This is a genomic window from Streptomyces sp. NPDC001606, from assembly GCF_053596835.1.
In genome coordinates this window covers 84597-97732 of sequence record NZ_JBSFHC010000025.1, presented here as the reverse complement: position 1 = coordinate 97732, position 13136 = coordinate 84597, and the positions used below count along the sequence as shown (strand labels likewise).

Genomic DNA, 13136 nt, shown 5'->3' with positions numbered 1-13136 from the left:
ATGCCGAGCAACCACAGCAGTACGGTCCCGAAAGGCTTCTGAGCGATTTCGGCGACCGCGCCGCCCCGGTCGGCCTGTCTGCCCCCGCCGGTGAATGCGATCCGCAGTGAGAGAACGCCGATCAGCGCGTAGATGACCCCGCGGCCGACGAAGCCCGCACGGGCCGCCGCCGCGACCGCTCTGCCGTCCGCTGCACGGTGAACCTGACCCAGTTGGCGTGTCGTTGCAGATGCCGAGTTGGTAGCCATGTCCTACCGGATGCCCCCGAAGGGCGATGCCATCCTGGCCGCCGGCCGGCGTCTTGCCGGGGACACGCTGCCGGCAGGGAGCGGCGCTCGACCTCCCCAGGTGCCGCGCCGCTCCCTCACCAACGCACGACGACTACCCGTGGAATGCCGCCACGATCCGGCCGCATATCTCGGCCTCCTCCGCTTGGCTGCCCGAGCCAGTCTGTTGACCGACCCGTCCGTCAACCCCGGGCTGGCCGCCCGTGTACGGCCTCCAGGGGTGTATGGCGCCCGCTACACACCGTAGGCCGACCGCTACGGCGCCGGGCGGACATGGCTGCTTCGGAACAAGTGTTCATGGCCTCCAGCGACGCCATCGCTGAGCGGGCAGCCGCCTCGGCCGCGGCTCTGTGCCAGCGCGGCGGAATCACGGCGGCCGCCCTGACAGAGCGGCACTCCCCAGTCACCGCGTGGCCCGCCGCGCTGGCGGACCTGCTGGACCCGGCCGGCGGTGCCCCACCCTTCCGGGCAGGACACCGCGGCAGCCTGTGCATCTCGCACAGCCACATGACCCTCAATCGCCTGGGGCTGCCGGTACACGAGGAGTTCCTGCTGATCGAGACGGCGCGCCTCCTGGCCACTGCGACGACTCCTCCCAGCTGACCGCAACTCCGAGAACGTCGCCGGGGTGGCTTCGTTCACGTGTGGCGGCAGCACTTGTGCATGAGTTCCGGTGTCAGTTGGTGATCACTCCGCCCAGAGGTGTTCGCGAGTATTGACGGCACCAGCGGGCCGTCGTCGCATCGGGTGATCCATTCACTGTGCCTTGGCAACCAGCGTCCGTAGGGTTTGCGCATGACGGATGAGAGTGAGCGGGCTGTGCGGGCAGCCATCGATGGGGAGATGCGGCTTCTCGATCCCGAGGTGCGCGCTTCGCCAGCCCGTGTCCTGGAACTGTTGGATCCGGACTTCACCGAGATCGGGGCTTCTGGACGCCGGTGGGACGTGGAGTCGATCCTCACGGTGACGAGTGGCGGCTCGGTGTCCCCGGAGTCTCCGGTCAAGGTCAGCGAAATGTCCGGAGTCGTCCTTGCTCCGGGCGTCGTTCATCTGACGTACTTCGCCGACAATCAGGGGCGTCGGGCATGGCGGAGCTCTTTGTGGCGTCTGACGGAGACGGGCTGGCGGATGTACTTCCACCAGGGCACTTTGACCGGTTGAGTGGGTGGGACCGCCGCCCGCAAGGGCGGCGATCGCCCTGCCGAATCGGGCCGGTTCAGCTGGCCGTGGCGGGCGCTCCTGCCCGCGTGACGTGGGTGTGCGAGCAACTGCTCGGACACGAGGACGGGCGGCGCGACCTGCCGCTGCTCGCCGCACCGGAGGTCCAGGCCGACGCCCTGGACAGGAGATGCAAGCGCCTCGCCGAACTCCTGGACGACCCCGGACTGATCGCCCGCTACCGGCCGGCGATGAACAGCCAGGCCGTCGGGCGGATGGTGCCGAGCCCGCCGTACATCGACGCCCTCCCGGCCGAAGGCAGCCGGCGGTACTGCTGACCACGGCCCGCGCTGTGCTGAACGTCGGCGCCGACGCGGTGACGATGTCCGCCGCCGGGAGCATGTACGAGCTCGCCTCGGCCGCTGAGGCTGGACGGCGCCCTCGACGCCCAGCGCGCCTTCGGTGAACTCGACGGGCCCCGACCTGCGCTCCTGGCTGTCCATGACGCCGTCGACGACGGCAGCGCCTACCGGGCGGAGCTGTCGCTTCGCGTGGAACCAGCCGGTCTTGTCCGACGATCCGGTCCTCCGGTACGACATGCAGCTGCCGGACTCCTGGTGGCAGGAGCTCGCCGCGACGTGGGAGAAGGTGTCGGCCGTCGACACCGACCGCTGATAGGGCTTCTTGAACGTCGCCAGTGATGCTCTTCCCTGCCACTTGGTTGGTTGTTGAAGGGAGTGGTGAGGGTGACGAGCATGAGCACGCGTATGGCTTGTCCTTGCAGGCGACACGCTGAAGTGGACATGATCGCCTCATGAATCAGAGCTCGGTGACCCTGGACGAGATCGTTTTGGAGGATTGGCCGGCCATTCACTCGTGGGCATGTCTGGCGGAGGCTTGTCGCTATCAGACGTGGGGGCCGAACACAGAGGACGAGACGCGGGACTTCGTGGAAGGCGCGGTCAAAGCCTGGTCGGACAGCCCCCAGCGGCGGTATGCGTATGCGGCCCGCCTCGGGAGGGATGTGGTGGGCATGGGGGAACTGCATGTTCGTAGTGACATTCAGCGTCAGGCCGAGATCTCCTATGTCGTGCATCCGCGAGTCTGGGGCCAGGGCATCGGGACACAGATCGGGCGGCGGCTTCTTGCTTTTGGCTTCGGCGAGTTGGGGCTCCATCGGATCTATGCAACCTGTGACCCGCGGAATCTCGGCTCTGCCCGGGTGCTGGCCAAGCTTGGTATGACGCATGAGGGACGCCTGCGTCACACGCAGCTGATTCGCGACGGCTGGCGAGACTCTTTGATCTTCAGCATCCTCGAAGAGGAATGGCACCCTGCTGCGCAGAGCACTGCGCCGGACGAGTGACCAGCTCTGCCGAACGACCCGGCTGGCACGCCGACCGGCAGTCGGCGGGCTCTGGGCATCGAGATCGGTCAGGCACTGATCGTGCAGTGAACGGGGCTGAGGAATTCGGTCGTGGAGTCCTCCGCAGCGGAATGACGTCGGGTCCGGCGGGCATGGCGGGCCGGGCGGCTTCCGGGGTGGCCAGCAGGGCGACGATGGTGACCGGCTGGCGGCAGTGCGGACATTCGCGGGTCGCGGTGGGCTCCAGCGGGCCTCGCTCCGCGGAGAGCTGGCGTCCCGGGCGGGTGACGGCTTTGGGCGGTGGTGGTAGTTCGGGCCGGGTCGGTGGCGTCTCGCCGAGCCGGGCGGCCCGGTGCTCGTTGCGCTGGTCGTCACGCTGCTTTGCTGCCCGGTGGCGGCAGGCGGGCGAGCAGTAGACCTGGCGGATGCATGGGTCGGCGGTGAAGGTGCCCTGGCAGACGGGGCAGGTGTGGGGCTCGGCCGGGGGCCTGCGGTGGAAGGCGGATTTGCAGCGGGGCGAGCAGTAGACCTGCCTCGGCTGCGGGATGAACTCGCCCTGGCCGAAAGGGTGGTTGACGGGCTCGGGCCGGTGGGGGCGGGTGGGGCGGTGTCAGGAAACACGGGCGTTCACTCCCTTGCGGAGGGATTCGGTCTGGTGCTGGTGTCCGCGCAGGCGGTAGGAAGGGCCGTCGATGCCGACGACTGCGGCCCGGTGCAGGAGGCGGTCGAGCATGGCGGCGACGGTCCGGCGAAGAACCGCGTGCAGGTCTTCCAGCGGCCCTCCAGAGCGGCCTTGTGGCACTTGGCGGCGAGTTCGGCGGCGGTGGTGAAGTAGACGCGGTGGCCCGCGTCGACCGCAGCCCGCCCCAGGGCGACGGCCAGCATGGTCTTGCGACGCCGGGCGGGCCGACGAACAGCACATTGGAGGCGTCGTCGAGGAAGCGCAGGGTGGCCAGGTCGCGGATATGTTTCTCATCCACGCCCGTCTGGGCGGCGAAGTCGAAGTCCGGCAGCGTCCAGGGCTCCGGCAGGCAGGCGAACCGCAGCCGGGAGGTCAGTCGGCGGCCCTCGGTGGCCTCGACCTCGAGCTCCAGCAGACGTTCCAGGCCGCGGTCAGCGACAGCCGTTCCGAGCGGGCCTGGTCCAGCACCCGGGCAGGGCCTCGGCAGCGTCGTTGAGTTTCAGATAGGACAGATGGGCTCACAGCTGCTGCGAGCGGCGTGCTTCGCTCATCTGCATCGGCGTCGTACTCACTCCTCGTTCTCCTCCTCCTTGGACGGGGGAACGTGCCGCAGCCGGTCGGCCACGGCGCGGTCGACAGCTTCCACCACTTCCGCCGAGCCGGTCACAATCGGTCCCGCAGGGCCCGACTTGCTTGGCACGCCGGCAACAAGGAACCGGCGGGATTCCCGGTGGAGGCCGTGGTGATGGTACGCCGCAGCCCTCGGGGCTCACAGCTTCGACTACTACACTGTGCCGGACCCGTGTGGCCTCCTGGAAGGCACCCTCGGCAGGATCGTCGACCCCTCCGTGGTTGCAGCGCTGGCCGACCTCGCCGACGTGGAAGAGGTCCTCGTTGCCCAGCCCCAGCAGTTGCGCCTCGTCACGGGCGACGCCGTAGCCGCTCTCCTGCATCCCGACGGGCTGGCCCCGGTACCGGAAGACTCGGGCGGATCACACGGCGGCATCTTCATGGCCAACCCCGCCCTGGACCTGCGGGTGGAATCCGAACGCCGTGAACAGGTCGACAACTGGATGCGGCAACTCGACCTGGACGCCGGGCTGACCGGCACGGAAGCGCTCATCGACCGCATCCGCGCCGGCAGCGCGACGCCGGCTCGATAGGGTGATGGTACGGCAGCGCTCAGCAGGGGGCCGGGTAGAGGCAACCGGCCCAGCCCGCTGCTGAGCACGACCTCCCCTTGACCGCGGCGTCGTCCGGTCCGGGTCACTCGCCATACGGGGTACCCGCGCCAGGTCGACGTCCTTACGGCACGCGGTACGGCATGGGAACTGCAACGCCACCGGCGCTAGCCCGTCAGCTCCAACCCCCACTTCTTCGTCACCCGCCACACCGCTGTCGATGACTCCGGCCCGCCCGTCAGCGCTGGCGTGGTCCAGAAGTCCTTCGAACGGCCCGGCTTGCGGGCCGGCGCCATGCGCCTGGACCGGATCTACGACGAAGCCCGACACAGCGCTGACCCCGTCCGCCTCATGGAGCTCTTCGGCCTTTCCGATCTCGCCGCCACCCGCTACGTTCTGGCCGCACCCCCGGAGAAGAAGAACGGCCCCATCGCCCCGTGGAGCTACGACTTTGGGGACCGACAGGGCAGCGAGGCGCGGCGGACCGTGAGCGTGAGCAGCAGCCACTACGTCGAGTGGCACCTGCCTGGCTGTGGCCCGATCCTGGAGCTGGGCGTGGCGCCCGCGTGGCTCCAGGTCAGCGAGCAGATTCCGACCACAGGACGGAGAACGATCATGGCCAACGTCACATGCTTTTCGGTCCGCCCAGAACCACAGTCCATCCCGCCCGACGGAACGGTCTTTTTCAGCGTAGGCCCGGATGATCTTCTCGGCGGCGCTGCGATCACGGCCACTGTCCAGGCAGGCTCAGGCTCGGGAAGGCCCGTGTTTGCCGAGGTGACACAGCTGGCCACGCGGAGTCAGAGCGACTCTCCTGAACCTACGACGAGCCACTTCCTCGACATCGTCGTCAGGAACAACGGTCACGTCAACGACGGCGCCGCGACCATCGACTTCTACGAAGTCTTCATCACCTCTATCACTCCGTAGCCCGCTCCGGCGGTGGCTTCAGATAGTGCTGCGAGGGGAGTGTGCGCCCCGCGGCGCCTCCCACACACCGCGGCGCTGTTGCTCACTGAACGCCATCGCCCCGCCCTGGTGAACGCGGGCGCCCCAGACCATTGAGCTCTAGACCGTGTCCTCATCGGTCAGTTGGCCGCTGGCCGGGTCGTGGGGAACGGGCCGATGCCTGAGAAACAGACCTACCGCTTCGCGGCCTTCAGGAGCTGATCTACGGCGCGTTCGTTCCACACATAGGGCGTGGCCATTCCGTAGGGCTCCTGCTCCGAGTCGCTAAGCTTCTCCATGCCGTGCGGGTCATGGGAGATGCCGACCTTGAGGTCAGGGTCGCTGTCCCCTTGCGGGAAGTCGTCCCCCTTGTGCTAGTTGGGGAATGTCACCCAAGCGGTCGCGTAATCCGTGGCGGTAAAATCCGTGAGTAATAGTGAATGAAGTCTTCTCCCTGGCGGGCTACCCAGGTAGGAGCATCTTGCTCATGGCTGGGGTTTCCTGACGCCGCGTCCCAGGAGGTTTCCCACCAATTCTGGTTGCCCAGCTTGGCCCGGTCGGCCCGAATGTAAGCGGCGCTGGCGTCGATCTCGATGACGGCATCGTCCGGACGGGTGTCGTGACGATGCCTGCCAGTACGGCTGCCCAGTACGCCCCTCGAGGGTCGCCGCAGCATGCGGCTGGGCGGACTTGCCGTTTCAGCCTCGTCAGGGATGGCTGTGTGGTGGGGGGTGGGGTGGGGGTGTTGGTAGAGCCAGTGTGACCGGGTCAGCGGTGACACTGTCTTGCACCGCAGGGGGTCTTGCACCACCGGGCACCGTGGTGGATGCAGGGCCAGCCGGCTCGTCCAGCGCGATGCCGTACTCCCTGGCAGGTGGCGGATGACACGTCGCCTGCTGAGTTGCAGCTCATGCGGGGCTGTAGGAGCGTGGGAAAAGGAGGGGGTGTGGGGGCGACCCGGGGGTGTGGGGGAGATCGGAACAGTTGGCCCTCGGAACACTGATCCGTGCTCGTCGAGTAGGTGACCTCATGTCCACACGTATGTCCCGCCGTTCCCGCGCGCTCGCGACGACTATCCCGCTCGTCACCGCCGCGCTGGTGGGAGGCCTTGTGACGGCTGCGCCAGCGACGGCGGTCGATGTCGATACCGGGAGTCTGAACTTCGCCGGCACTGTGACCTGTGCGAAAGCGACGGAGCTCAAGGACAAGCTCAAGGATCCCAGCAAGGCTGTTCCCACGTCAGTCAAGCTGGACAGCGGGATGGACGAGGCGACAGACAGTACGCTCGCCAAAGATCCAAAGGACCAGCAACAGCACAGGGCAAGGTATGACATCAAGAACTTGGAGGTTCCGCTGGACTCCGCCTTCACCATGACGGCCACGGTCACGTGCAAGGCGCCCAAGCAAAGCGCGGTGGAGTTCAACAGAGAATTTCCACTGAATAACCTCACCGAGGACCAAGCCCAGCCAATCAAGCTGCCCATTACTTGAGCAGCTCGCGCTTGGGGCGCCCGATTGACGGTGCCTAGGTGAAGCTCGTGAAGTCGAGGGACGACGCCACGTATCGCCGCTGAGTCGAGAACTCCCACAACGCTTTGGCTGGCATCGGGGGGTCGTAGAACGCATCGCTTTGGCTCGCGCCGAGAGCTTCCTCGACTCAGAGGTCCAGGATCAGCCGCTCTCCCCGACAGCGGGAGACGCAGATCATCATGGTCTGCCCGGCCGCCCGCTCCTGCGCCGTGAGCAGTGAGTCGCGGTGGTCGGGGACGCCCTCCAGGACGTCCGTCTCGCAGGTCCCGCAGGTGCCCTCGGCGCAGGAGAAGAGCACCTCGACACCCGCGGCTCGAACGGTCTCCAGGACGGAGGTGTGCTCCGGGACGGACAGGGTCAGGCCGGAGCGGGCCAGCACGAGTTGGAACGGGGCGTCGGGAGAGGCAGCCTGAGCCCGCGGCTGGAAGCGTTCCATCCGTGGCTCCGGCCCGCCGTTCGCCGCACAGTACTGCTCGACGGCGTCAAGCAGCGGGCCCGGACCGCAGCAGTAGACGGCGGTGTCCGGTTGCGGGGCGCCCAGATAGGCGGACAGGTCCAGCAGACCGGTCTCGTCCTGCGGCCGGACTGCCACCCGCTGGCCGTAGCGGCCGGTCAGCTCGTCGAGGAAGGCCATGGAACCTCGTGTGCGTCCGCCGTAGAGCAGGGACCAGTCGGCGCCGGCCGCTTCCACCGCCCGCAGCATCGGCAGGATGGGGGTGATGCCGATCCCACCGGCGATGAAGAGGTACCGATCGGCGGGCCGCAGCGGGAAGTTGTTGCGCGGTCCCCGCACCCGCACGGTCTCGCCGACCCGCAGCCGCTCGTGCACGAAGGCGGATCCTCCCCGTCCCTCGGGTTCGCGCAGCACGGCGATCCGCCAGACGTCCCGTTCCGCCGGGTCCCCGCACAGCGAGTACTGGCGCTCCAATCCGTCGGCGAGGGTGAGATCGAGGTGCGCGCCCGGCTCCCAGGGGGGAAGGCCGCTGCCCCGCAGGGCCAGGGAGATGACGCCGTCGGCCTCCCGGCGGCGGTCGGTGACGACGAGGGTGTGCAGGTTCTCAGTCATCCGGAGCCTCGCTCGGGTGTCCTTCCGGGTGTCCTTCCGGGTGGGCCAGCAGCCAGCTCCACAGCTCGACCGGATCGTCGGCCGTGTGCTGCGCGCCGCAGTGGCAGGTGCCGTGCAGCAGGTCGGTGCCCGGCTGCCAGTCGATGCGGTTGACCGTGCCGCTGGAGGGGCCGGTCATTCGGCGGCCAGCTTGGCGAGGATGCGGCGGGCGGCGAGGCCGCCGGTGTCGATGTTGATGCTGAGCTCCTGGTAGCCGGCCGGCTCGCTGTCCAGTGCGCGCTGCAGCAGATTCAGGGCGTCGACGTCCTGCATCACCACCTGGTGGTTGAAGTCCCGCAGGAAAGCGGTGACTTCGGCGTCGTCGGTCGCGAAGTCGCGGGAGACGGCCCAGAAGTCGTAGACCTTGCCGGGTCCGGAAGGGGTGATGGCGTAGGTGATCTCGGTGCGGAACACCGGCGCGTCCTGCCCGACCGGCATGATCCGGCTGTGCAGCAGGTAGAGGCAGGGAGCGAAGTACTCGATGTCTTGCAGGCGGGTGATCCGGCCCTCGATGCCCGTCGAACGGGCGTAGAAGGGCGGGCACTCGGCGTTCGGCATGTGGCGGGAGACCCGGACGATCCCGGCGGCCTCGTCGACCTCGGTGGTGATGGGCGTCTCGGCGACCTCCGGCGTGCCGATGTGGCCGGCGTGCAGATAGGTCTCGTGGGAGAGGTCCATCAGGTTGTCGACCAGCAGCCCGTAGTCGCCGTCGATCGGTTCCATGCCGCAGACGGTGACCATCTCCGGGTCCGCCAGGTGCGGGGCGCGCGGGATCAGCTTCTCGTCGGCCAGCGCCGGATCGCCGACCCAGACCCAGACGAAGGAGTCGAGCTCGACCGCGGGATAGGCGGCGACCCGGGCGGTGCGCGGGATGCGCTGCTGGCCGGGGACGAACACACAGGTGCCGGCGGTGTCATAGGTGAAGCCGTGGTAGCCGCAGACGATCCGGTCGCCGTCCAGGCGGCTCGCCGAGAGCGGGTAGCGGCGGTGCACGCAGCGGTCGGCGAGAGCGACGACGCGCCCGTCCTCCTCGGTGCGGTAGAGGACGAGCGGCTCGCCGAGGATCGTCCGTCCGAGCAGCTCGCGGCCGATCTCGCTGCCGTAGGCGGCGACATACCACTGGTTGCGGGCGAAGGCGGTGGCCATGGGGCGCTCCCGTCACTGACAACTGTGGGGTGGGTGCGACGAGGTTCGCAGGGCCGCGGCACCGCCCACAACGGGACTTCCGTCAGGTGGAAGTCTGTCCGAGAGCGCGGGAGATGCCCAGCCCGGCGACCCGGACGGCGAGAGCCAGCGCGCTCGGCGCCGAACCCTCGACCGGCACCACGACGGACACCGAAGCCACCACCTCTCCCCGCGCGCTGCGCACCGGCGCCGCCACCGACAGCGCGTCAGCGGTTATCTGACGGTCACTCACTGCGAAGCCGGCGCGGCGGACCTCGGCGAGCATCCTGCGCAGCCGCACCGGATCGGTCACGGTGAACGGAGTGAAGCCGGCCAACTCCCCTGACAGATACTTCTCCTGTACCTCGGCGGCGCTGTGGGCGAGCAGCACGAGACCGACTCCTGTCGCGTGCAGCGGCCATCGCGCGCCGACCTCGGTGCGCACGCCCACGGCCGAGCGGCCGGAGATCCGCTCGATGTAGACCACCTCGAGACCGTCCCGCACCGCGAGTTGGACGTTCTCATGGGTGGCCTCGTACAGGTCCTCCAGAAACGGCATCGCGACCTCGCGCAGGGCGAGGCCGCGAGGGGCGAGGGCGCCGAGCTCCCACAGCCGCAGGCCGATGTGGTAGACGCCCCCAGCGTCGCGCTCCAGTGCACCCCAGGCCGTCAGCAGGCCGACGAGGCGGTGCGTGGTCGGCAGGGTGAGGCCGGCGCGCCTGCTGATCTCGGTCAGCGACAGCGCCGGGCCGGCATGCCCGAAGGCCGCCAGCACGGCCAGCAGCCGGTCGGCGGCCGAACGGGGGGCCGGGTCGGTCATGCGTAGAAACGGTAGACGGCCTGGGCGACGACGGCGGGCTTGGGCTGTCCGTCGATCTCGACGGTCAGATCGACGGTGACCTCCGCGCCGCCCTTGACCTCGACGACTGATGCGATTGCGCCCTGGGCGCGGATCTCGGCGCCGACGCGGACCGGTGAGGGGAAACGGACCTTGTTGAGGCCGTAGTTGACGGCCATGCCGACGCCCTGGACCTTCAGCAGCTCGCTCCACAGCGGGATGAGCAGCGAGAGGCTCAGGTAGCCGTGGGCGATGGTGCCGCCGAAGGGGCCGGTCCTGGCGCGTTCGACGTCGACGTGGATCCACTGGTGGTCGCCGGTCGCGTCGGCGAAGGTGTTCACCCGCTCCTGCGTGATCTTCAGCCACTCGCTGTGGCCGAGGTCGGCGCCGCCGAGCTCGAGCAGTTCGGCGATGCCGTTGACGGTACGGGACATGGGGAGGCCTCTCCGAGGGGGCAAAGGGTGGTCAGCGCTGCCTGTAGGTGGCCCGGAGCGGGCCCTTGAGCAGCTTGCCCGCGCCGCTGCGCGGGAGGGCGTCGGTGAACAGCACCGACTTGGGGATCTTGTAGCGGGCGAGCCGCCCGTCCAGGTGGGCGATCAGTTCCTCGACACCGGCTTCGGCGCCCGGCCGCAGGACGACGACGGCGCGGCCGACCTCGCCCCACTTTTCGTCGGGTACGCCGAAGACCGCGCACTCGGCGACGGCCGGGTGCTCCAGCAGGGCGTTCTCGACCTCGGCCGGGTAGACGTTCTCGCCGCCCGAGATGAACATGTCCTTCAGCCGGTCCACCAGCCGGATGTAGCCCTCCGCGTCCACCGCGGCGATGTCGCCGGAGCGGAACCAGTGGCCGTCCCGGAAGGCGGCAGCGGTCTCTTCCGGGCGCTCCCAGTAGCCGGGCGTGACATGGGGCCCGGCGATCAGCACCTCTCCCGGCTCGTCCACCCCGACCGGATCGCCGGCCGGGTCCGCCAGCCGTACGTCGGTGAAGAAGTGCGGTACGCCTGCCGTTCCGGCGTGGGAGAGTGCGTCCTGCCGGTCCAGGAGCAGGACGCCGGGGGAGGCCTCGGTCATGCCGTAGCCCTGGACGAAGGCCAGGCCCCCGTCGAGGTAGCGGCGGATGGTCCGGGTCGGCACGGGCGCGCCGCCGCACAGCAGGTTGCGCAGGCTGCCGAGGTCGGCCTCCGCCCAGCCGGGCTCCGCGGCTATGGCGTCGTACATCGCCGGGACGCCGAACAGGCAGGTGATCCGGTGGCGTTCGATCAGCTCCAGGGTGCGGGCCGGGTCGAAGGCGGACTCCAGCACGGCCGTGCCGCCCTTGAGCAGGGTGGGCAGGCAGGTCATGTTGAGTGCGGCGGTGTGGAACAGCGGTGCGCTGACCAGGGTGACCTCGTCGGTCGACAGGTCCACGTCGACCAGGACGTTGAGGCTGTTCCAGAGGATGTTGCCGTGGGTGAGCATGGCGCCCTTGGGGCGGCCGGTCGTCCCCGAGGTGTACATGATCATGCACAGGTCGTCCGGACCGACCGGCACGTCGAGCGGATCGGTCGAAGCCTGGGCCAGGAGCGTCTCGTAACCGTCACCCTCAGCCTCCAGCACTTCCACGTGCGCGGAGAGTTCGGCGGACCCGGGCTGACGCACCGTCAGTAGCAGGCGGCTGCCCGAGTCCCGCAGTTGGTAGCGCAGCTCCGGTGCGGCGAGTCGGTTGTTGAGCGGGACGAAGACCGCGCCGAGCTGCCCGGCGGCGAAGAGGGTCTCCAGGAAGGCGGGGTGGTTCGGCCCCAGGAAGGCCACACGATCGCCCTGCCGCACGCCGCGTGCGCGCAGCAGGTGGGCGAGGCGGGTGGTCCGGTCGTGCAGCTCGGCGTAGCTGGTGGCGCGCTCCTCGTGGAGCAGAGCGGTGCGGTGGGGGGTCTTGCGGGCCCTGCGGGCGGGCCAGGACCCGATGCCTTGGTTCTGCAACGCGGGACTCCCTTGCCTGGCGTCACTGCTGCTTGTCGAGGCCGAGCAGCCTGGCGGCGTTCTCCTTGAGGATCTTCGGACGGACCTCGTCCTTGAACGGGAGCCCGGCGAAGTCGGCGAGCCAGCGGTCCGGGCTGATCAGCGGGTAGTCGGAGCCGAACAGAACCTTGTCCTTGAGCAGGCTGTTGGCGTACTGGACCAGCTGCGGCGGGAAGTACTTCGGCGACCATCCCGAAAGGTCGATGTACACCTGCGGCTTGTGGGTGGCCACCGCCAACGCCTCGTCCTGCCAGGGGAAGGACGGGTGGGCGAGGATGATCGGCATCCCGGGGAAGTCGGCGGCGACGTCGTCGACCAGCATCGGGTTGGAATACTTGAGCCGGATGCCGCCACCGCCGGGGGCGCCGGCGCCGATCCCGGTCTGGCCGGTGTGGAAGACGGCGATCGCGCCGGCTTCCTCGACGGCCTCGTACAGCGGGTAGGCCATGCGGTCATTGGGGTGGAAGGCCTGGACGTTGGGGTGGAACTTGAAGCCCTTGACCCCGAACTCCTCGACCAGCCTGCGGATCTGCCGCACGGCCATCTTCCCCTTGTACGGGTCGACGCTGGCGAAGGGGATGATCACGTCGGGGTTCTCCCGCGCGGCCTCGGCGACCTCCTCGTTGGGGACGGCCGGGGTGCCCGTGGCGGCCTCGGCGTCCACGGTGAAGACCACGCAGGCCATCCTCCGCTCGCGGTAGTACGCGGCGATCTCCGGGAGGGTCGGGCGTCGGTGCTCCGCCTTGAAGTACGCCCCGGCGGCGGCGTCCAGCTCCTCGGAGAGCGAACCCTGGCCGCGCGAGGACACCTCGGCGTGCGTATGGACGTCGATGGCGACGAGTTCGTCCACGTTCATGGGGCGACTCCCTTCGTATCCTC

16 protein-coding genes and 1 pseudogene are annotated in these 13136 nt (G+C 68.9%); 7 read left to right on the top strand and 10 right to left on the bottom strand.

Translation table 11 applies throughout. The features are described 5' to 3' along the window. Positions 1–248: DUF1206 domain-containing protein (locus ACWCV9_RS33810; RefSeq protein ID WP_450792342.1), on the bottom strand; the 248-nt coding region annotated here is incomplete at its 3' end. Positions 249–584: 336 nt separating this feature from the next. On the opposite strand from ACWCV9_RS33810, the gene ACWCV9_RS33805 reads away from it, so the two are divergent. The 4 genes from ACWCV9_RS33805 to ACWCV9_RS33790 all read left to right on the top strand — a co-directional run bounded on the left by ACWCV9_RS33805 (position 585) and on the right by ACWCV9_RS33790 (position 2811). Next, positions 585–890, top strand: a complete 306-nt coding sequence (locus tag ACWCV9_RS33805) for a hypothetical protein (protein ID WP_450792341.1) — start codon at positions 585–587, stop codon at positions 888–890. Between the two features lie 192 nt (positions 891–1082). Beyond that, entirely contained in the window at positions 1083–1448 is a 366-nt protein-coding gene (locus ACWCV9_RS33800; RefSeq protein WP_450792340.1) for a nuclear transport factor 2 family protein, read from the top strand. Between the two features lie 86 nt (positions 1449–1534). After that, on the top strand, positions 1535–1783 hold the full coding sequence (locus ACWCV9_RS33795) for a hypothetical protein (RefSeq protein ID WP_450792338.1): 249 nt from the start codon (positions 1535–1537) through the stop codon (positions 1781–1783). Between the two features lie 476 nt (positions 1784–2259). Next, complete coding sequence (locus tag ACWCV9_RS33790) at positions 2260–2811, top strand: GNAT family N-acetyltransferase (protein ID WP_450792336.1); 552 nt, start codon at positions 2260–2262, stop codon at positions 2809–2811. Positions 2812–3421: 610 nt separating this feature from the next. On the opposite strand, the gene ACWCV9_RS33785 is transcribed toward ACWCV9_RS33790, so the two are convergent. Both ACWCV9_RS33785 and ACWCV9_RS33780 read right to left on the bottom strand, forming a co-directional pair. Then, the gene (locus ACWCV9_RS33785) at positions 3422–3544 is read right to left on the bottom strand and encodes a hypothetical protein (protein ID WP_450792334.1); all 123 of its coding nucleotides are present in this window, start codon (positions 3542–3544) and stop codon (positions 3422–3424) included. A gap of 83 nt (positions 3545–3627) precedes the next feature. Then, positions 3628–3857, bottom strand: a pseudogene (locus tag ACWCV9_RS33780) (ATP-binding protein); the annotation flags it as partial. A 484-nt stretch (positions 3858–4341) separates the two neighbouring features. Between ACWCV9_RS33780 and ACWCV9_RS33775 the strand changes: the two are divergent. The 3 genes from ACWCV9_RS33775 (at position 4342) to ACWCV9_RS33765 (ending at position 7113) form a co-directional block, all read left to right on the top strand. Beyond that, positions 4342–4656: a hypothetical protein gene (locus ACWCV9_RS33775; protein WP_450792332.1), complete on the top strand. Its 315-nt coding sequence runs from the start codon at positions 4342–4344 to the stop codon at positions 4654–4656. Between the two features lie 267 nt (positions 4657–4923). Next, positions 4924–5604 (top strand): hypothetical protein, encoded by a 681-nt coding sequence (locus ACWCV9_RS33770; RefSeq protein ID WP_450792330.1) that lies wholly within the window; start codon positions 4924–4926, stop codon positions 5602–5604. A gap of 1047 nt (positions 5605–6651) precedes the next feature. Next, entirely contained in the window at positions 6652–7113 is a 462-nt protein-coding gene (locus tag ACWCV9_RS33765) for a hypothetical protein (RefSeq protein ID WP_450792329.1), read from the top strand. 166 nt (positions 7114–7279) lie between these two features. Here the strand turns inward: ACWCV9_RS33765 and ACWCV9_RS33760 are convergent, their stop codons facing one another. The 7 genes from ACWCV9_RS33760 to ACWCV9_RS33730 form a co-directional block, all read right to left on the bottom strand. Next, complete coding sequence (locus ACWCV9_RS33760) at positions 7280–8218, bottom strand: PDR/VanB family oxidoreductase (RefSeq protein ID WP_450792327.1); 939 nt, start codon at positions 8216–8218, stop codon at positions 7280–7282. Then, the gene (locus ACWCV9_RS33755; RefSeq protein WP_450792326.1) at positions 8211–8396 is read right to left on the bottom strand and encodes a hypothetical protein; all 186 of its coding nucleotides are present in this window, start codon (positions 8394–8396) and stop codon (positions 8211–8213) included. Before ACWCV9_RS33755 ends, ACWCV9_RS33760 begins: the two co-directional genes overlap by 8 nt. Then, a complete protein-coding gene (locus tag ACWCV9_RS33750; protein WP_450792324.1) occupies positions 8393–9403 on the bottom strand; it encodes an aromatic ring-hydroxylating dioxygenase subunit alpha in 1011 nt (336 codons plus the stop codon). Before ACWCV9_RS33750 ends, ACWCV9_RS33755 begins: the two co-directional genes overlap by 4 nt. Before the next feature lie 82 nt (positions 9404–9485). Then, a complete protein-coding gene (locus ACWCV9_RS33745; protein ID WP_450792322.1) occupies positions 9486–10241 on the bottom strand; it encodes an IclR family transcriptional regulator in 756 nt (251 codons plus the stop codon). Next, entirely contained in the window at positions 10238–10693 is a 456-nt protein-coding gene (locus tag ACWCV9_RS33740) for a MaoC family dehydratase (protein ID WP_450792320.1), read from the bottom strand. The genes ACWCV9_RS33745 and ACWCV9_RS33740 overlap by 4 nt, the downstream gene beginning before the upstream one ends. A 31-nt stretch (positions 10694–10724) precedes the next feature. Next, positions 10725–12218: an acyl-CoA synthetase gene (locus tag ACWCV9_RS33735; RefSeq protein ID WP_450792319.1), complete on the bottom strand. Its 1494-nt coding sequence runs from the start codon at positions 12216–12218 to the stop codon at positions 10725–10727. 22 nt (positions 12219–12240) lie between these two features. Beyond that, on the bottom strand, positions 12241–13113 hold the full coding sequence (locus ACWCV9_RS33730; protein WP_450792317.1) for an amidohydrolase family protein: 873 nt from the start codon (positions 13111–13113) through the stop codon (positions 12241–12243). Positions 13114–13136 lie beyond the last annotated feature (23 nt).